General features: G+C 65.9%; 18 protein-coding genes. 12 read left to right on the top strand and 6 right to left on the bottom strand.

Going from position 1 to position 26,330, the window contains the following annotated elements:
• Positions 1 to 80 precede the first annotated feature (80 nt).
• On the top strand, positions 81 to 344 hold the full coding sequence (locus WDO72_00600; protein MEJ0084155.1) for a hypothetical protein: 264 nt from the start codon (positions 81 to 83) through the stop codon (positions 342 to 344).
• 57 nt (positions 345 to 401) lie between these two features.
• Here the strand turns inward: WDO72_00600 and WDO72_00595 are convergent, their stop codons facing one another.
• The 4 genes from WDO72_00595 to WDO72_00580 form a co-directional block, all read right to left on the bottom strand.
• Positions 402 to 1,256 (bottom strand): alpha/beta hydrolase, encoded by an 855-nt coding sequence (locus WDO72_00595; GenBank protein MEJ0084154.1) that lies wholly within the window; start codon positions 1,254 to 1,256, stop codon positions 402 to 404.
• Between the two features lie 25 nt (positions 1,257 to 1,281).
• Complete coding sequence (gene pbpC / locus WDO72_00590) at positions 1,282 to 3,699, bottom strand: penicillin-binding protein 1C (protein ID MEJ0084153.1); 2,418 nt, start codon at positions 3,697 to 3,699, stop codon at positions 1,282 to 1,284.
• A 3-nt stretch (positions 3,700 to 3,702) separates the two neighbouring features.
• Positions 3,703 to 9,396 carry an MG2 domain-containing protein gene (locus WDO72_00585; GenBank protein MEJ0084152.1) on the bottom strand — a complete coding sequence of 1,898 codons (5,694 nt, stop codon included), beginning with the start codon at positions 9,394 to 9,396 and terminating at the stop codon, positions 3,703 to 3,705.
• 340 nt (positions 9,397 to 9,736) lie between these two features.
• Positions 9,737 to 10,519 carry an ROK family protein gene (locus WDO72_00580; protein MEJ0084151.1) on the bottom strand — a complete coding sequence of 261 codons (783 nt, stop codon included), beginning with the start codon at positions 10,517 to 10,519 and terminating at the stop codon, positions 9,737 to 9,739.
• Positions 10,520 to 10,723: 204 nt separating this feature from the next.
• On the opposite strand from WDO72_00580, the gene WDO72_00575 reads away from it, so the two are divergent.
• From WDO72_00575 to WDO72_00550, 6 genes are read left to right on the top strand one after another with little or no spacing between them, the layout of a single operon-like run.
• The gene (locus tag WDO72_00575; GenBank protein MEJ0084150.1) at positions 10,724 to 13,195 is read left to right on the top strand and encodes a glycogen/starch/alpha-glucan phosphorylase; all 2,472 of its coding nucleotides are present in this window, start codon (positions 10,724 to 10,726) and stop codon (positions 13,193 to 13,195) included.
• A 10-nt stretch (positions 13,196 to 13,205) separates the two neighbouring features.
• Entirely contained in the window at positions 13,206 to 15,428 is a 2,223-nt protein-coding gene (gene glgB / locus WDO72_00570; protein MEJ0084149.1) for a 1,4-alpha-glucan branching protein GlgB, read from the top strand.
• Positions 15,425 to 17,494: a glycogen debranching protein GlgX gene (gene glgX, locus WDO72_00565; GenBank protein ID MEJ0084148.1), complete on the top strand. Its 2,070-nt coding sequence runs from the start codon at positions 15,425 to 15,427 to the stop codon at positions 17,492 to 17,494. Before glgB ends, glgX begins: the two co-directional genes overlap by 4 nt.
• Entirely contained in the window at positions 17,484 to 19,682 is a 2,199-nt protein-coding gene (malQ, locus tag WDO72_00560) for a 4-alpha-glucanotransferase (protein MEJ0084147.1), read from the top strand. Before glgX ends, malQ begins: the two co-directional genes overlap by 11 nt.
• 10 nt (positions 19,683 to 19,692) lie before the next feature.
• Complete coding sequence (gene cysQ, locus WDO72_00555; protein ID MEJ0084146.1) at positions 19,693 to 20,460, top strand: 3'(2'),5'-bisphosphate nucleotidase CysQ; 768 nt, start codon at positions 19,693 to 19,695, stop codon at positions 20,458 to 20,460.
• Positions 20,460 to 21,365, top strand: a complete 906-nt coding sequence (locus WDO72_00550) for a DMT family transporter (protein ID MEJ0084145.1) — start codon at positions 20,460 to 20,462, stop codon at positions 21,363 to 21,365. Before cysQ ends, WDO72_00550 begins: the two co-directional genes overlap by 1 nt.
• 22 nt (positions 21,366 to 21,387) lie before the next feature.
• Here WDO72_00550 and WDO72_00545 read toward each other — a convergent pair whose 3' ends face one another.
• Complete coding sequence (locus WDO72_00545; protein MEJ0084144.1) at positions 21,388 to 22,023, bottom strand: hypothetical protein; 636 nt, start codon at positions 22,021 to 22,023, stop codon at positions 21,388 to 21,390.
• Between the two features lie 34 nt (positions 22,024 to 22,057).
• On the opposite strand from WDO72_00545, the gene WDO72_00540 reads away from it, so the two are divergent.
• The 5 genes from WDO72_00540 to WDO72_00520 all read left to right on the top strand — a co-directional run bounded on the left by WDO72_00540 (position 22,058) and on the right by WDO72_00520 (position 25,653).
• On the top strand, positions 22,058 to 23,581 hold the full coding sequence (locus tag WDO72_00540) for a CoA-acylating methylmalonate-semialdehyde dehydrogenase (protein MEJ0084143.1): 1,524 nt from the start codon (positions 22,058 to 22,060) through the stop codon (positions 23,579 to 23,581).
• 13 nt (positions 23,582 to 23,594) lie between these two features.
• Entirely contained in the window at positions 23,595 to 24,155 is a 561-nt protein-coding gene (locus WDO72_00535; GenBank protein ID MEJ0084142.1) for a hypothetical protein, read from the top strand.
• A 112-nt stretch (positions 24,156 to 24,267) separates the two neighbouring features.
• Entirely contained in the window at positions 24,268 to 24,390 is a 123-nt protein-coding gene (locus tag WDO72_00530) for a hypothetical protein (GenBank protein MEJ0084141.1), read from the top strand.
• Complete coding sequence (locus tag WDO72_00525) at positions 24,380 to 24,895, top strand: hypothetical protein (protein ID MEJ0084140.1); 516 nt, start codon at positions 24,380 to 24,382, stop codon at positions 24,893 to 24,895. Before WDO72_00530 ends, WDO72_00525 begins: the two co-directional genes overlap by 11 nt.
• 2 nt (positions 24,896 to 24,897) lie before the next feature.
• Positions 24,898 to 25,653 (top strand): type II secretion system F family protein, encoded by a 756-nt coding sequence (locus tag WDO72_00520; GenBank protein MEJ0084139.1) that lies wholly within the window; start codon positions 24,898 to 24,900, stop codon positions 25,651 to 25,653.
• Between the two features lie 25 nt (positions 25,654 to 25,678).
• On the opposite strand, the gene WDO72_00515 is transcribed toward WDO72_00520, so the two are convergent.
• Positions 25,679 to 26,326: a nucleotidyltransferase family protein gene (locus WDO72_00515; protein MEJ0084138.1), complete on the bottom strand. Its 648-nt coding sequence runs from the start codon at positions 26,324 to 26,326 to the stop codon at positions 25,679 to 25,681.
• Positions 26,327 to 26,330: the final 4 nt, after the last annotated feature.

The raw sequence follows: 26,330 nt of genomic DNA, 5'->3' as shown, positions 1-26,330 counted from the left end.
GTCGTAGGACTGCGCCGCACCGTGCGAATTCTCCGCGAAATATCCGCTCTAATGACAACACGTCGCACACGAGGTGAAGCATGGCCAACGAAGACAAAGTTCAGGGCGAAGGGGATTACGAAGCGGCAAGGCGTTTCCGCAAACGGAGTGAGAACTACGTCGCGAACAACGACGTCGAAAAGGCTGCGTTACGCGCGGCACCGCAAACCAGCCGCGAAGCCGAAGACTTGGAGGCCGCGGAAGCGGCCGGAAAGAAACGCGCGAAGGGTGAAGACCCGGCGCTGCGGCCGCGCTCCGCGCCGCGCGTGGAACCTTCCACCGGCGGAAAGGCCTCGCAGAAGTAGGGCTAACAACAGGCGGTGGACCGTCACCGCCTGTAGTTTTTACAGACGACTGTCAAATCAGCCGAAGAACTTCCGCAGCGCTTCGTAGGTGGCGTCGGGCGCTTCTTCCGCCAGCATATGGCCGCTGTCGAGCTCCCCGCCGCGGACATCGCTCGCCCAGTCTTTCCAGACGCCGACCGGGTCGTACCACTTGGGAATCACGCCCTTGCTGCCCCATAACACGAGCGTCGGGCATTCGATCTTGCGGATGCCACGATCGGCCTGGTCCTGCTGGAAGTCCACGCTCACCGCCGCGCGATAGTCCTCGCACATGGCGTGGATCGCCTTGGGATCGCGCGCGTTCTGCAGGAAGTCCTCATAGGCTTCGAAGTCCGACGACGCCTGCCCGTGGCGAAACAGGAACGCGATCGGATCCGCGCTGATCATGCGTTCGGGCAGCGGGTGCGCCTGCGCCAGTAAAAACCAATGCCAGTAACCCATGCCGAAACGCCAGTCCGCGCGGCGCAGGGTGTCGCCGGTCGGCACGATATCGAGCACGGCGAGTTTGCTGACCGAGCCCGGTGAATCGAGCGCCAGTCGATAGGCGCAGCGGCCGCCGCGGTCGTGACCCGCGACGAAGAACTTGTCGAAGCCCAGCTTCTTCATGACTTCGATCTGGTCGCGCGCCATCGCGCGCTTGGAATACGTTTCGTGGTTGGTGCTGGATTCCGGTTTGCCGCTGCCGCCGTAACCGCGCAGATCCGGGCAGACGACCGTGTAGTGCTGTGCCAGGCGCGGGGCGATCTTCGACCACATCGCGTGGGTCTGCGGAAAGCCGTGCAGCAGCAGCAGCGGCGGGCCGGAGCCGCCATGCCGCAGGCGGATCGCGACTTCGTTCGTCTCCATGGTTGTTAGCGTGAATCCGTCGAACACGGCCTCGTCTCCAGGATCGCGTGTGTCAGTTGCGCGTGGCGAGGACCTGAAAGCGTCGTGCGACCCGTTCCCCCTCGTCATCCACCAGGGTCAGTATGTGAGGCCCCGGCTCGATGTCCAACGATTGCTGGTGGAAAGTGTGCGTTGCGCCCAGGTATTGGTCGTCGAGATGCCAGTAGATGGTCGCGTCCGGACGGCGGGAAACGGCCTCGAACACCGTGCGGCCGCGCTCGCCGTTGAGCTCCCGGGGGATCAGCACGCGTGCATTCGGATCTGGATAGATCACCGCCAGCGAGCCGCGCGCGGCGGCCGTGACGGCGCAATCGGCGCGCAGCGCGGGCAGGGGCCGGTATTCGGTGTGTTGACGCCGGTAGAAATACTCCTGGGCGGGTGGCAGGACGAACCAGTTCGCGTGGGTCATGGCGCCCGGGGACTCGCAGTCGCCGTCGACACGGCGGCCGCCGGCGGCGTCGAGGTTGACCCACAGGTTGTGAGGACTCAGGGCGTCGAAGCGGCTGTCGCGCGGCACCCAGCTTTGTTCGGCCTCACAACCTTCGATGGCGAGGTAGCCGTCGTTCACGCAGGTGTCGATACGGCGCAGCGACCAGGTGGGAATGTCGATGAAGCCCGAGGTGGGCAGGCCGTTGAACAGCGCGAACATCAGCGGTGCGGCCATCGCGGAGCCCGTGAGGCCGGGGCGGCCTTCGCCGCTCGCGTTGCCGGCCCACACACCCACCGTGTAGCGGCGCGTGTTGCCCACGGCCCAGCCATCGCGCAGACCCCAGCTGGTGCCGGTCTTCCAGGCGATGGCGCGGCTGGAGGCGAACTTTTTCCAGTTGCCTTCTTCGCCGGGGCGCGGCACTTCGAGCAATGCGTCGAGCGTGAGCCACGCGGCGCCGGGCGTGATCGGAGTCGGCGGGTGCGCATGTTCGGCTTGACCGACGAGCACGTGCAGGTCGCGGAAGCGCGGCGCCGGGTCCGCTGCGCCCGCGCGAGCGATGTGTACGAGGCCCGCGTACATCTGCGAGATGTCCCAGAGGTTGCCCTCGGCGCCACCGAGGATGAGCGTGAGGCCGTAGTCGTCGGCCGGGCGCGTGAGGGTGGTCATGCCGGCATTGCGCAACACGTCGGCGAAGCGTGCCACGCCGTAGGTCTTGAGCATGTGGACCGCGGGTAGATTGAGCGAGTGCGCCAGCGCTTCGTCGGCGCGCACGGCGCCGCGATATTGGCGGTCGAAGTTTTCGGGCGTGAAACCTTCGTAGTGCGTCGGCACGTCGGGCAGCAGCATGCGCGGCGTGAGCGCGCCGTCCTGGAGCATGGCGGCATACAGCAGCGGTTTGAGAATGCTGCCCGTGCTGCGCGGCCGTCGAATGATGTCAACCGCATACCCGCGATTAAAGGGGACATGCCTATTTTCCGCGGCGTCGCTCGGAAAAACAGGCATGTCCCCTTTTCCGTTGCCGACGTAGGCGAGGACTTCGAAGGTCAGGTTGTCGATGACGATTGCGGCGGCGTTGTAAACCTGCTGCCGCGACAGGTTCGCCGAGTGTTCGCGCAGCAGTTGTGAGGCTTCGGCCTGCAGCCGCGGATCGAGCGTGGTGCGGAACCGGTGTTGCGCGGGGTTCTGCGCGCGCAGGGTCTCGAGCAGATGCGGCGCGAGATCGGGAAGGTCGCGCGGCGCGGCGGTCAGCGGTTCGCTCAGGGCAAGCGCGAGGTCGAGTGCGCTCAACGCGCCGCTGGCATGTAGTTTGCGCAGCACGAAGTTGCGCTTCGCCTCGAGCTTGTCGCGACGCTGGCTGAGCGTGACCAGCGCCGGGTTGTTGGGCAGCACCGCGAGCGTCGCCGCCTCCGCCCACGACAACGATTCGGGATCGCGTCCGAAATAGCGCCAGGCGGCGGCTTCGAGCCCAACCACGTTGCCGCCGAACGGCGCATGGCCCGCATACAACGCGAGGATGTGTTCCTTGTCGTAAGCCGATTCGATGCGCAACGCGAGCGCGGCTTCGATGAGTTTTGCCCGCAGCGTGCGTTCGTCGCGTTCCCCGCGCAGCGCCAGCCGCGCCAGCTGCATGGTCAACGTGCTGCCGCCGCTGACGACATGACCCGCGCGCGTGTTGAGGCGCACCGCGCGCGCGACAGCCAAGGGATCCACGCCGATGTGCGCCTCGAACCGCTTGTCCTCGAATGCGAGCAGCGCCGCCTTGAACTTGGCCGGCACGGCTGCGCGCGGCGGAAAGCGCCATTGCCCGTCCTGTGCGATGCGCGCGCCCAGCAACGTGCCGTCGCGCGCCTCGAGCACGTACGACAGAGGCTGCGCGAACAGCGGTGCGGGCAGCAGCGCCCAGAACCACAGGCCCACGGCCACGGCGCACGCGGCTCCGAGCGCCAACAGGACTTTCGTCCGGCGGCGCAGCGGGCGCAGATGTCGTCGCAGGGCCTGCATGGACTACCGCTTCCCGGGCACCACGTCGACCCACTGGCCCTTGAGCCGCGCATGCTGGGTCGCGTCGTACATCGCCTCGACCGACGTGCCGGGTAGATAGTAGTGCCCGAGGTACGCCGCGTTCAGGCGCGTGCGAAATGTGATGCTGTCGCCCGCGCGCAGGCTGAAATACTGCATCACGCGGTCATCGCGGATGTCGACGTATTCGGCCGTGCGGCGCGTGGCGTCGGCCGAGCCATCCGGCATCCACCACCAGTCGCCGGAACGCTGGGTATTCGGATCGGGCATGGTTACACCCAGCGCATCGCCGCCATCCATGCGTTCGTTGCGGATCTCCCAGCCCGCGGGCACGAGCTGCGTCAGCGCCAGGTTGTCGAGCTTGCGGCGCGAGGTATTACGCACCGTGATCTCGGCGATCAGGTCGTTGCCCTGCGTGAGGCGGCTGACACCGTCAAGCACCTTGCCACCGGCATCCTGGTACTGGATGTCGAGCTCGAGCCCGTTCGCGGATGCGTCTTCTTCGCCGCTCTTGGCGATGCCGCGCACCGCGACGATTGCGTACAACGTGCGGTTCGAGACATTGCGCACCGCGAGCGGCGTTCCCGCCGCCGACGGCGCCGGCAGATCGGCCTTCGCCGCCGGTGTCTCGCTGCGCAGCCGCGTGGCCCGTGCGCCTCCCGCGGAATACTCGAATTCGTACGCCTCGAGCGGCCTGGCCTTCACGTAGCGCGCCACGGCCACCAGCGAAAACGCCACCGATTGCGTGCTGAACCAGGTCTCGTTCGACAGCTGCGCCGAGATGTCCTGCAGGAGCCTGGCGGCATCGGCATCGCGATTGAGGATGGTCAGGCCCTGCAGCACGATGGCGCGATCTCGCAGGTCCGAGCCGAACGTGTATTCGTCCGCGCGGCTCGCGGTGATCGCGTCCAGCTTGTCGCCCTTGACGAGCGCGGCGGCGGCATCGGGCTGATTCGCGAGCTGGTACGCCGAGGCGAGCAGCCAGCGTTCACCCGCAGACATCGTCGGAGTTTCGCGCAGACGGTTCATCGCGCCCAGGTCCGGCTGGCCGGCGAGGGCGAGCGTGAACAGGCGGTACGCCTGCTGATAACGCGCGCCTTCAGCTACGCCCGCACTGATGTTCGCGGCATTACGCACCGCGCCCGCGTCCCAGCGTTGCGCCGCGCCTTTCTGGAACCGCAGCCAGCTGGCCTTCATGTCTCCCGGCACCACGAACCCGGCGCGTTCGGCTTCGAGCAGGAAGTGGCCGGCATACGTCGTGCCCCAGTCCTCGCGCCAGCCAAGGTTCGCGGATGGATAGAACCCGCCCGGCCAGTAGACGAAGCCGCCGTTGGGCTGCTGGAAGCCGCGCAGCCGCGCGATGCCGGCGCGCACGTTGGCCTCGGCCTCGGCACGTTTCTGCGGTGCGAGCGTCATCAGCCGCGGTAGATAGACCTGCGGAAACGCGCCCGAGATCGTCTGCTCGAGGCAGCCGTGCGGGTAGTGGATGAGGTATTCCATCCGGCCGTCGAGATTGAGCGGCGGCAGCGCAGACACCTCGAGCACCGCGGACTGGGTGCCTTCGAGTCCGAAGCCTTTCAGATCGGTTTTCCAGCTGTCGCCGGCGTTGATGGTGGCGCGTGTCACGCGCGTCACGGGCACGTTGGGCGAGCGGACCTCGAGCCAGATGTCCGCTTCGGCTTTGAACTTGCCGCCGACCGCGGATACATGGATCTTGCCGGTACCCAGTTTCGTACCCGACGCGATCGTCAGGAACCCGAGTTTCTCCTCGGGCTTCGTGAACGTCACACGCGTCGACTTCTCGCCGATGACCGTGAACCGCGGATCCACCGTCACGGTGACCGCGACATCCCGGATCGACGCATCGGTCGCGAACACCGACACCGGCATCGTGATCTGTTCGCCGGGGCCGACCACGCGCGGCAGCGTCGGCAGGATCATCAGCGGCTGGCGCACGAACACGGATTTCTCCGCCGAGCCATACGCCGCGCCATCGCCGGCCACGAGCATCACGCGCACCGCGCCCACGTACTGTGGCAGGTCGATCTGGTGCGAGCGTTTTTCGCCGGCCTTCAGCGCGAACGGGCCGATGAACCGCACCACGGGCGGGAAGCGGGATTTGTCCTGGTCCGGATTCACCGGCGTGCCGGCATCCGAGCCGCCCAGCGCCAGCAACCGGTCGAGCTGGCCGCCGTACGCGCCGGCCACTTCGTCGAACAGATCCCAGGTGGCGATGCCGAGCGCCTCGCGCTTGTAGAACTGGTCGTGCAGGTTCGGCGTCCTGAAGTTGGTGAGGCCTAACAAACCTTCGTCCACCACGGCCAGCGTGTAGTTCATCGCGCGGCCGCTGGTCTCGGCCACCGTGATCGAAGGCCTCGAGCGCGGCGCCCATTCCGGCGCGGTGCCGACCACGGGCAGCAGCTTCGTCTGCGGGTCGGAGGCCTTCAGCGGAATGACGCCATAGAGCCTTATCGGCCGGTCGTTTTGCTTGTTCGCGTGCGGCTGCACCAGCGTCACGGCCGCGTACACGTTCGGCGCCATCGCGCTCGTGATCGGAATGCGCACGCGATTTTCCTTCGGCTTCGCCTCGATCCAGCGGTACTCGATGATGTTGCTGCCGTTCTCGAGCGTCAGCAGCGCGCGGCCCTGCGCGGCCTCGGGCAGCTGCAGCACCGCCGTTTCGCCGACCTGGTACGACTCCTTGTCCGTGGTCAGGGTGAGGATATTGGCCGCGGGACCGGACTGGTCGCGCGCATTGCCGGCCCAGCTCGGCCAGTCGATGTAGAACACGCGGCCCGTGCAGTGCCCGCCCGCGACATCGCAGGCGCGCACCAGATAGCGGCCCCATTCGGGATATTTCACCTCGAGTGTCCACTGGCCCTTGCCGTCCTTTGTGGCGACCGTCTCCTGCTGGATGGCGTGCTGGCTTTCGCGCTGCGCGTACTGCGCCAGTGAATCGCCGTTCTGGTCCCACCACCATTTCCACTCGATCTTGTACAGCGTGACCTCGATCTTCGGCACGCTCACCGGGTTGCCCGCGGCGTCGAGCGTCGCGAGCTCGACCACGTGCTTCGTGTCCGTCATCAGCATGTCGCGCGCGGCGTCGCCCTTCGGGAGGCGCAGGCCCACGTAGCGATCGAACGCCGCCACGGTGCGGGTGTCGCGCGCGATGCTGAACGCGCCGCCGTTCTCGAACACGCGCGTGACGAAGGTCGCGTTCAGCATGCCGGGCACGTCCTTCGGCAGATCGAGGTTCTTTTCGAAGCTCACGTTGCCGTCGTCGTCGAGCGGGCCGTCGAAGACTTCGATCGGCTCGCCCGAGAACGAGCGCGCCGGGTCGTCGAAGACGAAGTCCGTGTTGCGCGTGAACTTCGTGGTGGCGGGCACGAGACGCAGCTCGACCGTGGCGCGCAGATTCGCGGCGGTGGCGCCTGACAACCACTGGGAACTCAAGCCAACCTTGAGCGGAGAGATGTCCAGTGCGGGCGCGTCGTCGAGCTTGAGCTCGATCTTGAGCCGGTTCGGCATCACCGTTTCGATCTTGAGCGTCTTCGCGAACGTGGTGCCGCCGACCAGCGCCGTCGCAGTCCAGTCACCGGTCATCGCGTCCGCCGCGGTCTTCAATTCGAAGGCATAGAACTGGCCGACCGGCGCGGTGTTGGTCAACGTCTGGACCAGCTGGTTGCGCGGATTGCGCAATTCCACCGTCACCGGGTGATCGGGCGGCAGCGTCTTGTCCTTGTCCTGCAGCGCGAACGTCAGGTAGATAGTGTCGCCGGGGCGCCATACACCGCGGTCGCCATAGAGAAAACCCTTCAAGCCGGCAACGATGGTTTCGCCGCCCACGTCGAAATGACTGATCGGCAAGGCGCCGCCATTCGTGACGCGCAGGTAACCCTTGCGGCCATCCTTGGTGGCTACCAGCGCGAAGGGCTGGCCCTGGAGGTCGATCTCCGCCATGCCATCGCCATTGGTGGAGCCGCTGGCCAGCACCTGGTTCTGGAAATTGACGGCGTCGATCCTGACGCCCGACAGCGGCTTCGAGGAGTCCAGCGCCGTCGAGACCACCAGTAGTTTGCCGCGCGAGCCGCGCTTGGCGATGAGTCCGATGTTGGACGCCAGCAGGTTGCGCGCGGCGCGCGTGTTGGGCTGGAAGCGGTAGTAAGACGGCTCGCAGGGGTTGTCGCGCAGGTTCCAGTCGGTGGTTTCTCCTTCGAAATACGACTGCACGTAGTCCCAGTTGGTCGGGTCGTAGCTGTCGCCGTCTTCCTGGTTCTTGAGCGCGGTGTCCTCGACGCGCGCGGTCTCGGCCTGGCCGGCACAATCCCAGAGGCCGTCGCCCGGCGCGAGCGAGAGCTGCAGCTGGAACAGGCCGCCCGGGTGTTCCTTCATGAGCTGCGTGACGTCGAGGTCGTAACGTGTCCAGCGGCCCGGGATCGGCGCGGTGAGCGGCACGGTCTTGCGCCACAGGATGCGGCCCACGCGGCCCATCTCTTGCGAGCCGTCGAGCTTGTTGACCTGCAGGAACTGCGGGATGTTCTCCTGGTACACCTGCAACGCGGTTACGCGTACGGCGCGCGCGCTCACCGCTTCGAACGGCACCGTGAGTTTGTCCGCGTCTGGCAGGATCACGCCCTTGCCGACGAAGCGCACCTGCGGCTTCGTGCTGGTGAACGTCAAGGGAAAAGTCTTGTCCTCGGCCAGGCGATCACCGGCGCGATTGCGCAGGGCCTTGTCGAGCGAGAGCGTGACGTCGCCCACGATGTCCTGGTTGACGTACAGCGTAAGGACATTCGCGCGCACGTTGGTCGAGAACTCGCCCTGCGATAACCGCACGAGGCCTTTGAGGTCCTGGCGCGGGTCGAGGTTGTCCGAGAACTGCACGATGATCTGGCGCTGGTTGCTCTCTTCGTACGCCTGCGCCTGCGTGACGGTGAATTCCTGTTTGCCGGGAACTTCGATTTCGCGGCGTTCGGTTTGTTTGACCGCGAGCGGCGTGCCGTCCCAGGCCAGCTCGAGCTTCTGCGTCGTGTCGGCGCGGGTGATACCAGCAACCATGAAGGCGTGATCGTGCTGCTCGGCATGGTGCGTCCAGGTGATCGGCAGATCCTTGCCATTCAGCGTGGCGCGCAGGATCTTCGCCACGGCGTCGCCGTTTTCGACGTCGGCGGTCGTGACCGAACCGCGCAACACCATGTGTGTTTCGTCGGCGGGATCCACGTCCAGACCGATCGTCGTGACGTCGAAGTTCGGTTCGAGGGTCTTCACCAGGAATTCATACGCGCCCAACTTCTCGCTGACGCCCTGCAACCCCCGCGGCAAGATGGAGACCTTGTAAGTGGCGCCTGGCGCAAGCTCGCGGGAATCAGGGGATACCAGGATGTCGCGCTGGCTCGCGAAGGTCGCCCTGGCTTTGATCGCCGGCTCGATCCGGATGCTGGCTGACGCGTCAGAGCCAACCTTGTCGAGCGGAACGATGTCGCCCGTGAAGCTCACGCGGATCGGCGAGCGGCGCGAGATGGCGCCGGCACTGTGCGCGGAGATGATTTGCGACCAGGCCGGATCGGCCACCCTGATCGACGGTTTTTCGAGCGGGCCGGGCGTCTTGGCGCAGGAGACGAGGAACAGGGCGAGGGCCGCGTACACGTATTGAGCGAAGGCGGTTGAAGGGCGCTTCATGGAGACTCCGAAGGAAAGGTGGCTCGACGCACGTTCATTTGAAGCGGGTGCCGTGGCGAAGTCGTGCGGCAATTGTGGCAGTTGCTGACGCGGGCGAAGTCGTACCGGGAGGGGATGATCGGTCTCACCGGAGGCCAACGTCCAGCACAGACATTTTGCTTGCTTGCGCGTGCGCGATGAGTGGACGGTGCGCCTCGCCACGCTTGTTTTCCGTCGTCCCCTGGGCTACTGCACCGGCAGAGATTGGGGTTTCGCGCCGATCGTCTCGCAGACTCCGAGCAACCAGCACCGGGTCGGCCAGCGCTGGGTCGCGCAGCGGCGCTAGATAGACGTGCGCGGGCTACTTGCCCGCGACCTTCTGTTGCTTGTCGATCCACGCGCCGGTGTGGAGCGTGGTCGCATACGCGGCGCCCACGATGCCGGCGTCGGCGCGTAATGCGCCCAACTTCAGCGGGCAGGGCACGACCAGGTCTTCGCACAGGTTCGGATGATCCGCGGTGATACCGCCACACAGCACCATGAGGTCCGGCCAGAACAACGCGTGTGTCCGCTGCAGCACGTACGACAGTTCCTTCACGTAGGCGGACCAATCGAGCTTGCGCTCGATGCGCGCGCGGCCCGAGGCGCGCGCTTCGGCTTCCATGCCGTCGAATTCCAGGTGACCCAGCTCGGTGTTGGGCACGAGTTTGCCGTCGACGAACAGCGCGCTGCCGATACCGGTACCAAGGCTCAACACCAGCACGGTGCCCATGACGTCGCGCGCCGCGCCGAATTTCACTTCGGCAAGCCCCGCCGCGTCGGCATCGTTGATCGCGATGACCTGGCGTTTGAGCTTGGCCGCCGCGGGTTCCGCCAGTGGCTGACCGATCCACGACTTCGCCACGTTGGCGGCGCTATGCACGGTGCCGGCAACGACGACGCCGGGGAACGTGACGCCGGCGGCGAGCTGCTCCGTGCCTTCGGGAACGGCCGTGGCCATCGCGTGCAACATCTCGCTGACGGCGGACATGGCGGGTGAAGGGACCGAATGGCGCTCACCGACCAGACAACCTCGCGTCAGGTCAACCACGGCAGCCTTGATCGACGAGCCGCCGATATCGATACCAATTGCTTGTCGGTGCATTCCGCGTTAACTCGAAGCCAATGTGGTGCAGCGCGGTGGCGCGATACCCAGCACGGTTAGGTAACCGTGCCCCCTCGTTGCGAGGTGCCTATGATACCGGTCTGCAGGCGCCGTCATAAGAACTTGCGTCAATTTGCGTGGATTGTCGGTGGCGTCATGAATAATGTCCTGAAATGTCTCGTGGAAGAGTGAAGGGTAGTTCGAGTGCTGAATGATTCGACTCAGATAGCTGGCGCGATCCTTCGACGCGGCAGCCTGCGCGCCGCAATTTACGACCGCCTGACGCGTTCGCTGGGCAAAGAGCCCGAGACCGCGACGCCGCGCGACATCTACGACGCCTTATCGCTCGCGGTGCGGGAGGAGCTGTCCGCACGCTGGCTCGCGACACAGCGGCGCGTTGCGCGCGCGCGGGTGAAGCGGCTGTGTTACCTGTCGGTGGAATTCCTGCCGGGCCGTTCGCTGGTCAACGCGCTCTCGAGCCTCGATTCCGAGTTGATCGACGAAGCGCGCGCCACGATCGCCGGCCTGGGTCACGACTTCGATTCGGTCGTCGCGCTCGAAGTGGATCCGGGACTGGGCAACGGCGGACTCGGAAGATTGGCGGCGTGTTTCCTGGACTCGCTGGCCACTCTGCAGTATCCGGCGACCGGTTATGGCATCCGTTACGACTACGGCATCTTCACGCAATCGATCGACACCGACGGTGGACAACGCGAATCCGCCAGCACCTGGTTGCGGCTCCACAATGTGTGGGAAACACCGCGCTCCGATGCGCGCTACATCGTGCGTTTCGGCGGGCGGGTGCTGAGCACGCAGGACGCCGGCGCGGGCCAGCGCTCGCGCTGGGTCGAGACCACCGATGTACTTGCCGTGGGCTTCGATCAGCTGGTGCCCGGCAATCGCAGTCCGACGGTGAATCATTTGCGCCTGTGGTCGGCGCGCGCGCTGCAGCCGTTCCACATCGAAGACTTCAACGCCGGCAACTATCCGGCCGCGGTCGAAGACCAGGTCGAAGCGAAGAACCTGTCGCGCGTGCTGTATCCCGACGACTCCACGCCGCAGGGCAAGGAATTGCGTTTCAAGCAGCAGTACTTCTTCGTCAGCGCGAGTATCCAGGACATCCTCGCCACGCATCTGTCCGAGGAACGCACGCTCGAGGAATTGCCGAGCGCGCTCGCCGTGCAGATGAACGACACACATCCCACGCTCGCCATCCCTGAGTTGATGCGCCTGCTGCTGGATCAGTACGACATGCCGTGGAGCCAGGCCTGGGACATCTGCCGCAATGTGTTCGGCTACACCAACCACACGTTGTTGCCCGAGGCGCTCGAAACCTGGCCGGTGCATTTCTTCGAGCAGTTCCTGCCGCGGCATCTCGAGATCATCTATCGCATCAACGAAGAGTTCCTGCTGGAAGTCGAAAAGCGGTTCAAGGGCGACGGCGCGGCCAAGACCACGTTGTCGATCATCGGGGAGTCCTACGGCCGACGCGTCCGCATGGCGCACCTCGCGGTGGTCGGCTCGCACAAGGTGAACGGCGTCGCCAAGCTACATTCCGAATTGATGCAGAAGACGATCTTCTCCGGTTTCGCGCAGATGTTCCCCGACCGCTTCACCAACGTCACCAACGGCATCACGGTGCGCCGCTGGCTCAAGCAATCGAACCCGCGCCTGTCGCGCCTGCTGACGGAACGGCTGGGGTCGGCCTGGGAGAACGACCTCGAGGAGATCGAGCGGCTGCGCTGGGCCGCGGACGATCCGGCCTTTCGCGCGTTGTTCCGCGACATCAAGCGGGCCAACAAGGTGGCGCTCGCCGAGGAAGTGGACCGGCGTACCGGCATCGACGTGAGCGTGGATTCGCTGTTCGACGTGCAGGTGAAGCGCATCCACGAATACAAGCGCCAGCTGCTCAACATTCTCTACGTCATCACGCGTTACAACCGCATCAAGGCCAAACCCGATGAAAACTGGGTGCCGCGCACCGTGTTCTTCGCCGGCAAGGCGGCGCCCGGTTATGTCATCGCCAAGGCCATCATCCGGCTCATCAATAATGTGTCCACGACGATCAACCAGGATCCGGTCACGCTGACCAAGCTCAAGTGCGTGTTCCTGCCGGATTACGACGTGTCGCTGGCGCAGACCATCATGCCGGCGGCCGATCTGTCGCAACAGATTTCGACCGCGGGCATGGAAGCGTCGGGCACCGGCAACATGAAGCTCGCGCTCAACGGGGCATTGACCATCGGCACCCTCGATGGGGCGAACATCGAGATACGTGACTGTGTCGGGGCCGACAACATCTTCATCTTCGGCATGACGGCGGACGAAGTCTCCGCGCGGCGCGCGAACGGTTATCGCCCGGCCGAGATCGTCGCCGCGAACCCGGAACTGGCGCGCACGCTCGACATGATCCGCAGCGGCGCCTTCGCCCGTGGCGGCTCCGACGACGCGCGTTTGCTGGTCGACCGGCTCACTTCCGAAGGCGAGCCATTCCTCGTGCTCGCCGATTTCGCTGCCTACGCCGCGGCCCAGGATCGCGTCGATGCGTTGTATCGCACGCCGGAGGAGTGGAGCCGGCGCGCGGTATTGAATACCGTGGGCATGGGGCCGTTCTCGAGCGATCGCAGCGTGCGTGAATACGCGGATCGGATCTGGAACATCCGGTCGGTCATGTGATGATGCACACATGGCCATGAAAACCGGCAAGTTGACCAAGGGCGAGATCGGCGCGTTGATCAGCGCCACGCATCACGAGCCGCGTTCGCTGCTCGGTTATCACGAATTCGCACGCGAGGATGCCCCTCCGCTGTGCATGGTGCGCGTGCTGGAGCCGGGTGCCGAATCGGTTGCCGTGTTCTGGGAAGACGACCAGGCCGATGAGGCGCACGAGCTCAAGCGTATCCACGAGGCCGGGTTGTTCGAGGGCAGCATCGCGTACCGCCGGCCGGTCATGCCGTACCGGTTGCGCGTGCGTTTTCCGGGCGGCAACGAGGTGGTCAAACACGACACGTATTTCTTCTCGCACGAGCTGTCGGATTTCGATCTCTATCTATTCGGGCAGGGTCGCCACTACGCCTTGTACAACAAGTTCGGTGCGCAATTACGCGTGCGCGACGGCGTTGCCGGCACGCAGTTCGCGGTATGGGCGCCGAATGCCAAACGCGTGAGCGTGGTCGGCAGTTTCAATTTCTGGGATGGCCGCAAACATCCGATGCAGGCGCGCGGCGGCTCGGGGGTGTGGGAACTGTTCGTGCCCGGCGTCGGCGAGGGCGCGGAATACAAATACGAGATCCGCACGCAGTCCGATACGATCGTGCTCAAGTCGGATCCCTTCGGCTTTCAAATGCAGCTGCGCCCGGAGACCGCCTCCATCGTCGCCTCGCTCGATGGCTACGAATGGGGCGATGAAACCTGGATGCGCGAACGTGCGCAGCGCGACTGGCGGCGCACGCCTATCAATGTGTACGAAGTGCACCTGCCGAGCTGGCAACACTCCTGGGATCGGCAGCCGCCGTTCTTCACCTGGGCGGAAGCGGCGGAGCGGCTCATTCCGTACGTCGTCGACATGGGTTACACGCACATCGAGCTGATGGGTGTGGCCGAACATCCGTTCGACGGTTCCTGGGGATACCAGGTCGTAGGCTACTTCGCGCCGACCTCCCGGCATGGCGGTCCGAAGGACTTCATGGCCTTCGTCGACAAGTGCCACCAGGCGGGCATCGGCGTGTTCCTGGACTGGGTACCCGCGCATTTTCCGAAGGATTCGCACGGACTCGCGGAGTTCGACGGATCCGCGTTGTACGAACACGCGGACAAACGCCTGGGCGAACACATGGACTGGGGCACGAAGATCTTCAACTTCGGCCGCCACGAAGTGAAGAACTTCCTGGTCGCGAACGGCCTGTACTGGTTCGAGCGATATCACGTCGATGGATTACGCGTGGATGCGGTGGCATCGATGCTGTACCTGGACTACAGCCGCAACGCGGGTGAATGGCTGCCTAACAAGTACGGCGGGCGCGAGAATCTCGAAGCGCTCGATTTCCTGCGCGAGTTCAATACCGTGGCGCACCGCGAACATCCCGGCATCCTGACGATCGCCGAGGAATCCACCGCGTTCCCGGGCGTGTCGCGCCCCGTGCATCTGGGCGGCGTCGGCTTCTCGTTCAAGTGGAACATGGGGTGGATGAACGATTCGCTCGAGTACTTCACCAAGGATCCGGTGTACCGCCGGCACGAACACAACAAGATCACGTTCTCGTTCGTGTATGCGTGGACCGAGAATTTCATGTTGCCGATCTCGCACGACGAAGTCGTGCACGGCAAGAAATCGCTGCTCGACAAGATGCCGGGCGACGAGTGGCAGAAGCGGGCAAACTATCGGCTGTTCCTGAGCTACATGACGGCGCATCCCGGCAAGAAGCTGATGTTCATGGGCTCGGAGTTCGGCCAGTGGCACGAGTGGCGCGAAACGCAGCAGCTCGACTGGCCCCTGCTGCAGGATCCGAAGCATCGGGGCCTGCAGGATCTCAATCGCGAGCTCGCGCGCTTGTACCGCGCCTTGCCTCAGTTTCACGCCAGCGATTGCGACCCGGCGGGATTCCGCTGGATCGATCTGCACAATTCCGACGAGAGCGTATTCGCGTTCGTCCGCGAGGAACACGGGCACGCGCCCATCGTCTGCGCCTTCAACGCGACGCCGGTACCGCGCGACGACTACTGGTTAGGTGTGCCGGACGCCGGCCGTTACGACGTGGTGTTCGATTCCGATTTCCCCGGCTTCGGCGGCGCGGGTTTCGCCGGGGTCGCAAGTTATGAGGCCTTCGCGCACGTGGTGCACGGCTTCCCGTACGCGCTGCGCATCCGCCTTCCGCCGCTGGCCGCGGTGTTTCTGAGGCGCGCTGAATGAAGGCAGGATCGCCTGCGACCCTTGGAGCCACCTTCACTGGCGACGGAGTCAACTTCGCCATCCAGTCGCGCGCCGCGACCCGCGTCGAGGTATGCCTCTACGATTCCACCGGCGAACGCGAGACCGCGCGGCTTACCTTGCCGGGCCGTACCGGCGCCGTGTTTCACGGCTTCGTCGAACAGGAACTCGCGCGCGTCGGCACGCTGTACGGCATCCGCGTGTACGGCGCCTACGATCCGCGCGAAGGGTATCGCTTCAACGGCAACAAGCTGCTGCTCGACCCCTGGGCGCGCGACATCGTCGGCGACGTCAAACCGCACCCGAGCATTCTCGGCTTCGACCCGAAGGACGGCGAGGGGCTCAAACCCGATCTGACCGACAGCGCGGCCGCGATGCCACGTTGCCGCGTCATCGATGGAAAATTCGACTGGGCGGGCGACCGGGCGCCGGCGGTGCCATGGCGCGACACCTTCATCTACGAGCTGCACGTGAAAGGTTTCACGCAGCTGCACCCGGCGGTGCCGCCGGAATGGCGCGGCAAATATCTCGCGCTCACGGTGCCCGCGGTGCTCGATCACCTGAAGTCGCTGGGTGTCACGGCGGTGGAGCTGATGCCGGTGCACGCCTTCACCAGCGAAGGGTTCCTGCACGAACGCGGCCTCACCAACTACTGGGGCTACAACACCATCGGCTGGTTCGCGCCGTCGAACCGGTACGCCGTCAAGGACCCGGTGGTGGAGCTCAAGCAGGCCGTGAAGGCGCTGCACGCCGCGGGCATCGAGGTATTGCTCGACGTGGTCTACAACCACACGGCCGAGGGCAACCACCTGGGGCCCACGTTGTCGTACCGCGGCATCGACAACCGGGCTTACTACTTTCATCGCGCCAACGACCGGCGTTTCTACGACGACGTCACCGGCGTCGGCAACACCGTGGCCTGCGACCATCCGATCGTGCAGGCGGACATCCTCGCGTCCTTGCGCTACTTCGCCGAGGAATATCGCATCGACGGCTTCCGCTTCGATCTCGCCACGGTGCTGGGCCGCGACCGCTCGGGCTTCAATGCGAATTCGCCGTTCTTCGCGGCGTTGCGCGCCGATCCGGTGCTGGCGTACGTCAAACTCATCGCCGAGCCCTGGGACGTCGGCCTCGGTGGCTACCAGCTCGGCAATTTTCCGGCCGGCTGGTCGGAGTGGAACGACCGTTACCGCGACACGATGCGCGCGTTCTGGCATGGCGGTCGCCGGATGTTAGGCGGCTTCGCCGAACGTTTCGCCGGCTCGAGCGACCTGTTCCGCCGCAACGGGCGCAAACCCACCGCCAGCATCAATTTCGTCGCCGCGCATGATGGTTTCACGTTGCGCGACACGGTGTCGTACAACGAACGGCACAACGAGGCGAATCTCGAAGAAAACCGCGACGGGCATTCGCACAATCAAAGCTGGAACTGCGGCGTCGAAGGGCCCACCGACGACGTGCAGATCATCGCGCTGCGCCGCCGCCAGGTGCGCAACATGCTGACCACGCTGTTCTTCGCGCAGGGCGTGCCGATGCTGCTGGCCGGCGACGAGCTGTATCGCACGCAGAACGGCAACAACAATGCGTACTGCCAGGACAACGAGATCAGCTGGGTGAATTGGACCGGCCTCAAGGCCGACGATTCGCTGCTGCAGTTCGTGCGCGGGCTGTCGGCATTGCGCCGCACGCACGGCGAGCTGCGCCGCGAGACATTTCTCAAGGGAGCGCTGCAGGCGAGCCACGCGCGCGATATCTCGTGGTGGCATGCCAGCGGTCACGAGCTGGCCGACAGCGAGTGGAACGACCCGGATCTGCGCACGCTCGCCGTGGGCCTCGGCGGCACTGCATCCTCGCCCGATCTGCTGCTGTTGCTGAATCCCACCGAAACCGAATGCGAATTCCAGCTGCCGTCGTTCAACTCCCAGTACCACTGGGATGTGGTGCTCGACACCGCCCATCCGGTCGGAATCCTGTCGGGCGCGCGGCTGCCCGCGGGACCGGTGAAGGTCGGTCCCTACCAGACGCTGGCGCTGCAGCGTGTCATCTGACGAGCTGACACCGCTCATCGAGCGGCTGGCGCGGGCGCGCGGGATTGGCGACGCCTACTACTCTTACAAGGGCGAGCTCAAGCAGTTCTCGCTCGCGACCAAGGCCGCGATCCTGCACGCCATGCATTGCCGGCTCGACGACGTGGCGGCGCTGCGCGCGCAGATCGGCGAATCGGAGTCCGCACATCCGGAAAAGTTGTTAGGCGAAGTGGCGGTGGCGCGGGCCGGCGCGTGCATCGTGCGCGTGAATACCCCGGCGATCGAACACAACGCGTTGCTGCGCTGGACGGTACGTCTGGAGGGCGGCAAGGAAATCACCGGCGAGGTGCGCGCCTGGGATCTGGCCGAGCGCGGTTCGCACAACCACGCGGGCCGCTGGTGGGTGTTGCGCGACCTGCCGCTGCCGGCCGATGTGCCGCCCGGGTATCACCGCCTGGAGATCGATCTCGAACTGGCTGGCCGCGAAAGCTGCCCGCTCATCGTTGCGCCGGACCGGTGTTATGAGCCGGCGGATATTTCCCGCGGCGCGAAACTGTGGGGCGTCGCCGTCCAGCTGTACGCACTGCGCTCCGAAAACAACTGGGGCATTGGCGATTTCACCGATCTCGCCGAATTGCTGCGCCTGGCCGCTGCGACGGGCGCCGGCTTCGTCGGCATCAGCCCGGTGCACGCGTTGTTCTTCTCCGACCCCACGTTGTATTCGCCGTACTCGGCCTCGAGCCGCCACGCGCTCAACGTGATGTTCATCGACGTGTCGGCGGTGCTCGAAGTGCAGGGCTCGCGCCGCGCGCAGGCAATCATGTCGGATGCGGGCTTTCGCGGCCGGCTCGCCGCGGTGCGCGCCGCGACACACGTGGACTATCCGGCCGTTGCCAGTCTGAAAGTCGCCGTGCTCGAGGCCGCCTTCGAGCGCTTTCGCACCGAGCACCTGGCGCGAAACAGTGCGCGGGCCGCGGCCTGCCGCAATTTCCTGCGCGAGCGCGGTGAACCGCTGCGGCTGCACACCTTGTTCGATGCGCTCGACACCTGGCTGCGGCGCACCCTTGGCAGCGGCGCGGGCTGGCACAACTGGCCCGCGGAGTACCGCGACCCCGGCAGCGAGGCGGTGCGCCGTTTCGCGGCAGAACATGCGGACGACGTCGACTTCCACGGTTACCTGCAATGGATCGCAAGCGAGCAGCTCGGCGCGGTGCGCGCGCTGGCGCGCGAGTTGAAGCTCTCGGTCGGCGTGTACGGCGACTACGCGGTGGGAGTGAACGCCTCAGGGTCCGAAACCTGGTCCGACCAGTCGCTGTATTGCATGGGCGCGGCGATCGGTGCGCCGCCCGATCCGATCGGCGTGGGCGGGCAGGAGTGGGGCATTCCACCGCAGGATCCGCGCGAGCTGCGGCGCACCGCGTATGCGCCGTTCGTCGCGCTGGTCCGCGCCAGCATGCGCAACTGCGGCGCGTTGCGGCTCGATCACGTGATGGCGCTGTTCCGGCAATGGTGGGTGCCGCGCGGCTTCAAGTCCGCCGATGGCGGCTACGTGCATTACCCGCTCGACGACTTGTTAGGCATCGTGGCGCTCGAAAGCCACCGGCAGCAATGCCTGGTGGTGGGCGAAGATCTCGGCGTCGTGCCCGACGAGATCCGCCGCGCGCTGCCGCAATTCGGCGTGTATCACTACAAGGTGGTGCTGTTCGAACAGAAGAACGGCGAATTCGTGCCGCCCGCCGAATACACCCGGCCGGCGCTGGCGGCCGTCACCACGCACGACCTGCCGACACTGCGCGGCTGGTGGACCGGTCACGACATCGACCTGTGGGAGAAACTCGGCTTCTATACCGACCCTTCGATGGGCGAACGCATCCGCGCCGAGCGCGCGACGGATCGCGCGCGGCTGCTGCGCGCGTTGCGCCGTGAGAATTTGTGGCCGGCCGCGGAGGAGGGCAGCGAGGAGACAGTTCCTCCATATTCCGCGGAACTGGCCCGTGCATTGCACCTGTATCTGGGCAAGAGTCAGTCGATCCTGGTGACGGTGCAGCTCGAAGACATGATCGGCATGCTGGAGCCGGTCAACGTGCCGGGCACGAGCCACGAATATTCCAACTGGACGCGGCGCATGACGGCGAGCGCGCGCGAAATCTTCGTGCGACCCGACGTTCATGCGTTGGCGGCCGCGATGCTCGAAGCACGCGCGAAATGAGTAACACGCCATGTTGCAGTCGCTGATCCATTCCGCGCAGCGCGCCGGCGCGGCCATCATGGCGGTCTACGCCACGGACTTCGCCGTGCGCGACAAGGCGGATGCTTCGCCCGTCACCGTCGCCGACGAAGCGGCGGAGAAAATACTGCTGGCGGATCTGGCCGCGATCGCGCCCGGAGTTCCGGTTGTCGCCGAAGAGGCCGTGGCGGCCGGGCATGTGCCGGTGGTGGCGGATCGTTTCTTCCTGGTCGATCCGCTGGATGGCACACGCGAGTTCGTCAGCCATCGCGACGAGTTCACCGTCAATGTCGCATTGATCGAAGCCGGCGAGCCGGTGCTCGGCGTGGTGTTCGCGCCCGCACGGCGCGAGTTGTACTGGGGCGATGTGAAGGCCGGGCGTGCCGGCAGCATCGACGCCGATCCCGACGGCACGATGCCGTCGCTCGGCGCCAGCATCGCGGCGCGCGTGGCGCCGGCGCACGGCTTGACCGCCGTGGCATCGCGTTCGCATCGCACGCCCGAGACCGACGCCTTCCTCACCAACTATTCGATCGCCGAGTTCCGCTCCATCGGCTCGTCGCTGAAGTTCTGCCTCGTCGCTGCCGGCCAGGCGGACATCTATCCGCGCATCGGCACCACGATGGAGTGGGACACCGCGGCCGGGCACGCCGTATTGCTGGCGGCCGGCGGCCGCGTCACCGGCCTCGATGGCGAACCGTTCCGCTACGGCAAGCCCGGTTTCAGGAACGGCAACTTCGTGGCCTGGGGACGGCGGTAGTGGCCGACGACGCGCCGCGCGCCGCGGCCGCGGGAATTGCGGACTTCGGCCGCCTCGTGGCGGTCCCCGCGATCTGGGGCGGCACTTTCGTGGGGGGCAAATACGTCGTCGGGACTTTCTCCGCGCTGATGGGTTCGTTCGAGCGTTACGTCATCGCCTGTGTCGCGCTGCTGGTCGCCGCCTTTGCGCTGGAAGGCGGGTTGCCGCGGCTCACTCGCCAGCAATGGTTCACCACCTTCGTGCTCGGATTGTTAGGCGTGTTCGCCTACAACCTGTTCTTCATGGGAGCGCTCGAGCGCCTGCCGGCCAGCCGCGCGGCGCTGGTCATCGCGCTCAATCCGGTCATCACGATCACGATTTCATCGCTGGTGTTGAAGGAGCGCCTGAGCCCGCGTCGCTGGGCGGGTGTCGCAATCGCGCTCGCCGGCGTGTGGATCGTGATCTCGCATGGCGACATCACCAGCATCGCCTCGGCTGGAGTGGGCCTCGGCGAGTTGTTCATGTTGTGCGCGGGGACTTCCTGGGCGCTGTACACCATCATCGGCCGCAAAGTGCTGGCGGGCCTGTCGCCCATCGCCGCCACCAACTACGCCGCGTTGTTCGGCACCTTGCTGCTCGGGCTGGTTGCGGCGCCGGAATTCTCTACGCTGCGCGCCGCGCAGTTCGACTGGAAGATGATCGCCACCCTGCTGTACCTCGGTGTGGGCGGCACGGCGGTCGCCTTCGTCTGGTACTACACCTCGATCAGAAAATTCGGCCCGTCGGTGGCGAGCATCTTCAGCAACCTGGTGCCGGTGTTCGGTGTCGCCATCGGCGTGCTGGTGCTCGGTGAACAGCTGCTGCCGTCGATGCTGGTCGGCGGCGCGGTGGCCATCGTCGGCGTGTTCATGGTGTCGCGCACCTGAGCTGCCGCGCGGCCGGCGTGATTCAACTCCGCTCGCCGTACAGCACCACCATGTTTTCCAGGTGCTGGTGCAGGATGCGGTAGTTCACGACTCGCATCGGCAGCTCGAGCACCGCGCCGTCCGCCGCGCGAACTTCCAGCACGCCATCGCGCGCGCGTTCGTGCAGGCTGCGGATGCTCGCCCAGCGCATCGCGCCCACGCGCAAGGTGCTCCACCGCGCGCCGTTGCTGGTCGACATCATTCCTTCGGTGTCGAAACGGATGGAAAAGCTGCGCTGGAACGACAGCGCGGTGAACAACGCGGTACACGCGCCGGCAAACGCCGCCACGATCCACAGGTTGACCGGCGTGCCGGCGACGATCACCGCGGGACGGTCAAGACCTTCGAGTACCGCGAACAGACAGACCGCGGCCGAGATCACGCAGCCCGTGGCGGTGAAGAATCCCGGCAGCAGCGGGTCGTGGAATTCGAGCACGAGATTGCCGCGGGGGCGTGGCGCGCTGCCCTCGAGTTCGCGCGCCATGTCGCGCAGCTCCGGCGCGTCGAGGCGTGCGCGCAGGCGCAGCAATTCGGCGCGCGCGGCTTCGTCGGGCGCTTCGGCCAGGAGTCGATCGATTTCCCGCAGCGTCTTGCTGTGTTCGTTCGGCGGCTGATTCATCGCGACGCATTATAGGGGTTACACTCGCGGCCCAATGACTCAAGACCGCGTCAGCGTCTATCCCCATTTCATCGGCGGCCGTGCCACACCCGGCACCTCCGGAAGAGCCGCCGACGTGTTCAATCCCTCGCTCGGTGTCGTGGCTTCGCGTGTGTCGCTGGCCTCCGAAGCCGAAGTCGACGCAGCCGTCAGCGCGGCACGCGCGGCATTTCCGGCCTGGGCCGCGACTCCCGCCCTCAAGCGCGCACGGGTGTTGTTCAAGTTCAAGGAGCTGTTGGAGTCGCGGCGCGGCGAGCTCGCGAAGCTCATCGCCGCCGAACACGGCAAGCTGGTCAGCGATGCCGCGGGCGAGGTGACGCGCGGCCTCGAAGTGGTGGAATTCGCCTGCGGCGCGCCGCACCTGACCAAGGGCGAGTTCGCCGACAATGTCGGCACCGGTGTGGATAGCTACAGCCTGCGTCAGCCGCTGGGTGTGGCCGCCGGCATCACGCCGTTCAATTTTCCCGCCATGGTGCCGCTGTGGATGTTCCCGGTGGCGCTGGCCTGCGGCAACGCCTTCATCCTCAAACCTTCCGAGCGCGATCCGGGCGCCGGATTGTTGTTAGCGCAATGGCTGGCCGACGCCGGTTTGCCGCCGGGTGTGTTCAGCGTGATCAATGGCGACAAGGTCGCGGTGGATGCGCTGCTGCGGCATCCCGGGGTCGACGCGGTGAGTTTCGTCGGCTCGACGCCGATTGCCGAATACGTCCAGCGCGAGGGCGTGGCGCACGGCAAACGCGTACAGGCGCTGGGAGGCGCAAAGAATCACCTGGTCATGCTGCCCGATGCGGATGTGAACTTGGTTGCCGATGCCTTGTTAGGCGCGGCTTATGGTTCAGCAGGGGAGCGCTGCATGGCGATCTCGGTGGCCGTCGCCGTCGGCGATGCCACCGCCGACCGGCTGGTGGGCGTGCTGTCCGAACGCGTGCAGAACCTGCGCGTCGATCATTCGCAGAACGGCGAGGCCGACATGGGCCCGCTGATCACTGCCGCGCATCGCGCCAAGGTGGTCGACTACATCGGCGCGGGTGTTGCCGAGGGCGCGCGGCTGATCGTCGATGGCCGCGGCCACGTGGTGCCGGGATACGAAAACGGTTTCTTCCTCGGCGGCAGCCTGTTCGACGGTGTACAGCCGGCGATGAAGATCTATCGCGAAGAGATCTTTGGCCCGGTGCTGGTCGTCGTGCGAGTGCCAACGCTCAAGGACGCGATCGCACTGGTCAATGCACACGAGTTCGCCAATGGCACCGCCATCTTCACGCGCGATGGCGGCGCGGCGCGCGCCTTCGTGCAGGCCATCGAGGTCGGCATGGTGGGCGTCAACGTGCCGATTCCCGTGCCCATGGCATTTTTCAGCTTCGGCGGCTGGCGCCGCTCGAGTTTCGCCGATCACGCCATGCACGGGCTGGAAGGCGTCCGCTTTTACACTCGCCTCAAGACGGTCACCAGCCGCTGGCCCGTATCCGGAGGAGAGGGGCCGGGCGGCGCGGCCGAGTTCGTCATGCCGACGATGAAGTAGGTTTACGCCGTCCATGCAACTAGATAGCCCGAAACTGGGCTTCCCCGCGGCTTTCTGTTGCAACTGCGGCGACAGCAACTGTGTCAACGAGATCCAGGACACGCGCGTCACGCGTTTCTTCGGCATCGGTGGCAGCGAAACGATTTTCCACTTGCCGGTGCCGGTCTGCGCGGCCTGCCGCCGCAGCACGCGGCGGCGCGCGCCGGGCTTTTTCGCGCGCCTGCTGGTGTTCGCGCTGGCGGTGGGTGTGTTTTTCCTGGGATCGCTGCTGCTCGCATCCACGGCAACGCCGCCCGAGTGGATAGCGGCACACCTGTTCGGGATCAGCGTAGGTCTCGCGGTGGCGCTCATGCTGCTGGTGCTCAAGCTGCGCCGGCCGAAGCCACCGCAGACCAGCTTCTATCAACCGGTGCGCATCAGGGAAGTGCGCGTCCACGTCACGGACGTGATGAACGGGTACGGTCAAGTCGCGTACATGAAGCTCGCATTCACGAATCCCGCCTATCTGGATGTATTCGTGAATGCGAACCACGGGGCCATCCAGGCCGGCAATCTCGCGGTGGTGAAGGCCTGAGCGTCCGCGCGCGCGGCAAGCGCCGAAGCTGGTGATTTACGGCGCATTCGTGCGCTGACACGCGCGCCGCGACGCGCTGTAATCCGCACCACTGTGTTATCGGGAGCAGCGCATGGATGCGCGTGAATTTCCATCAGGAGCCGCCCGCATTGCGGCGCTCGTCCTCGGCCTGCTGATCGCGCTGGGTCTGTGGAAGGGATACGGCGGATTGCTGGTGGACAGTCTTGTTCGCTGAGTCAGCATTGCTGGCTGCGGCCCTGCTCATCGCGGGTCTCATTGCACTGCCGGCCCTGTGTGCGCAGGCGCGGCGGCGTGCCAGCCGCGATGCAAGCGAGGTGGCGACGCAGCTCGGTGAGTTCGCAGTCCAGGTGCGCAACACCGCGCAGTGCCTGCCGCTCGATCCGGCGTGGATGGCGCGCGCGCAAGCACTGAACATCCCGGAGTTCGTGTCGTTCCTGCTCGCGCAGGAACTCGCCCGGCCCAATCCCGCGCTGCTGGCGGATACCGCCCAGCGCCTCGCGCTGCGCCTCAAGCGGCGCGTCGCGTTCGAACGCAAGATGCTGGCACGCACGGCGTCCGGCCGGCGCCGCGGCGCGCTGGCCGCCGCGATTCCACCCCTGGCGATGTTCATCATGGCGTTGGCCGGGCAGGGGTTGCCGGGCGGCGCGGTGGTCGTCTTGCTGTTCCTCGAGGCATTCGGTTGCTGGCTGCTGTGGCGCGTGGCGCGCGTCGAGATCTGAACATGAGCGACCTGCCCCTGTTCTTTCTCATGGTGCTCGGTCTCGGCGGGTTCGTGCTCAGCGTGTTCGGCCTGCGCGGCGCGCTGCGCATCCGTGCGGCACTCCGCGAAGCCGACCTCGAGAGTCTTTCCGCACCCGAGCTGTGGCCCGTGACGCGGGCGTTCCTGGGGTTATGCGTGGCATTGCCGGTGTTGTTTGCCACGGCGGGGCTCGGCCACGTCGCGTGGCTCGCGGCGTCAACCGCCGGTGCGTTGGGTTTCGCGGCGGCACCGCGTTTTCTCGATTCGGCGCTGCAGCGTGTGCGGCAACAATTGCTCGACGACCTCGCACTGCATCTCGATCTGATGGCGCTGGCGATGGAGGCGGGCAGTAGTTGGACGTCGGCGCTCGGAATCTGCGCCGAGCGCGCTCCCGATGGAGCTTTGCGCCGCGCGTGGCAGCGGGTGGTGCTCGAAGTACACGCCGGCGCCGATCCCTTCGAAGCACTGCGCGGTCTCGATCAGCGTTTGGGACTACGTCCCGTCAGCACCCTGATCGCCGCGTTGCGCTCCGCGGAAAGGCTCGGCGTGGATACGGCGGCGATCCTGCGCGAGCGCGCGCGGCAGGCTGCCGCGAATCGCTTCGCACGCGCGGAACGCCGGGCGCGCGCCGCGCCACTCAAGTTGTGGGCCACGCTGATGTTGTGCATCGCGCCTTGCTCGCTGGTGTTGCTGGCGTTTCCCATGGCACGCCTGCTGGCCATCGTGATAGGCCGCTGAACGAGCTTCATGCCGTGCGGAAAATTCAGGCGCCGGTGTCGTCCGAGAGCGGCCGGCGCTTGACCTTCGTGGCCTGATCGAGAGACAGCAGATCTTCCGGGCGATCGATATCGAGCTCGGCGCTGGGCATCGGCAGGCGCACCAACCGGTCGACGTGCCGCTGCAGCAGCAGCTGCGCGCCGCGGTCGCCGCGCAGTTCGTTCAATTCGCGAAAACACCAGCGCGGAAATATCGCCGGCACACCCACGCCGCCTGCGTACTGCGCGGCGGCGATCGACGCGGGGTTGCGCCGCCAGGCACCGGCGAGCCGGCGCAGGTCTTCGGTCGTCACCGCGGCCTGGTCGGCGAGCACGATGAGCACACCGTCGGCGGTTGCTGGCGCGTGGCTCACACCTTCGCGGATGGAGCTGGCGATGCCTTCGGACCAGTTGCGGTTCACCGCCACGGAGGCCGGGCTGTGTTTGAGCAGCGGCGCGAGTTCACCGGCCTGCGCACCGAGCACCACGGTCACGGAGTGACCGGCGAGCTCGACGGCGCGGCTCACGATGGTGTGCATGAGCGGACGGCCATTCACGCGCACGAGTTGTTTGGTCGACCCGAATCGGGACGACGCGCCTGCGGCGAGTACCACCACGTGAATGTGGTTCGGCTCGAAACCCGCGGCGTCGCTCATCAGC

The organism is Pseudomonadota bacterium, assembly GCA_037200975.1.
Taxonomy (GTDB): domain Bacteria; phylum Pseudomonadota; class Gammaproteobacteria; order Steroidobacterales; family Steroidobacteraceae; genus CADEED01.
Note: the sequence above shows the minus strand (reverse complement) of the source record. Positions and strands in the feature narration are given on the sequence as shown.

Bases quoted from the DNA above. Each gene is read 5' to 3' on its own strand.
- WDO72_00600 (MEJ0084155.1), top strand. From the start codon at position 81: ATGGCCAACGAAGACAAAGTTCAGGGCGAAGGGGATTACGAAGCGGCA.
- pbpC (MEJ0084153.1), bottom strand. From the start codon at position 3,699: ATGCAGGCCCTGCGACGACATCTGCGCCCGCTGCGCCGCCGGACGAAA.
- WDO72_00585 (MEJ0084152.1), bottom strand. From the start codon at position 9,396: ATGAAGCGCCCTTCAACCGCCTTCGCTCAATACGTGTACGCGGCCCTC.
- WDO72_00580 (MEJ0084151.1), bottom strand. From the start codon at position 10,519: ATGCACCGACAAGCAATTGGTATCGATATCGGCGGCTCGTCGATCAAG.
- glgB (MEJ0084149.1), top strand. From the start codon at position 13,206: ATGGCCATGAAAACCGGCAAGTTGACCAAGGGCGAGATCGGCGCGTTG.
- glgX (MEJ0084148.1), top strand. From the start codon at position 15,425: ATGAAGGCAGGATCGCCTGCGACCCTTGGAGCCACCTTCACTGGCGAC.
- cysQ (MEJ0084146.1), top strand. From the start codon at position 19,693: ATGTTGCAGTCGCTGATCCATTCCGCGCAGCGCGCCGGCGCGGCCATC.
- WDO72_00545 (MEJ0084144.1), bottom strand. From the start codon at position 22,023: ATGAATCAGCCGCCGAACGAACACAGCAAGACGCTGCGGGAAATCGAT.
- WDO72_00540 (MEJ0084143.1), top strand. From the start codon at position 22,058: ATGACTCAAGACCGCGTCAGCGTCTATCCCCATTTCATCGGCGGCCGT.
- WDO72_00535 (MEJ0084142.1), top strand. From the start codon at position 23,595: ATGCAACTAGATAGCCCGAAACTGGGCTTCCCCGCGGCTTTCTGTTGC.
- WDO72_00530 (MEJ0084141.1), top strand. From the start codon at position 24,268: ATGGATGCGCGTGAATTTCCATCAGGAGCCGCCCGCATTGCGGCGCTC.
- WDO72_00520 (MEJ0084139.1), top strand. From the start codon at position 24,898: ATGAGCGACCTGCCCCTGTTCTTTCTCATGGTGCTCGGTCTCGGCGGG.
- WDO72_00515 (MEJ0084138.1), bottom strand. From the start codon at position 26,326: ATGAGCGACGCCGCGGGTTTCGAGCCGAACCACATTCACGTGGTGGTA.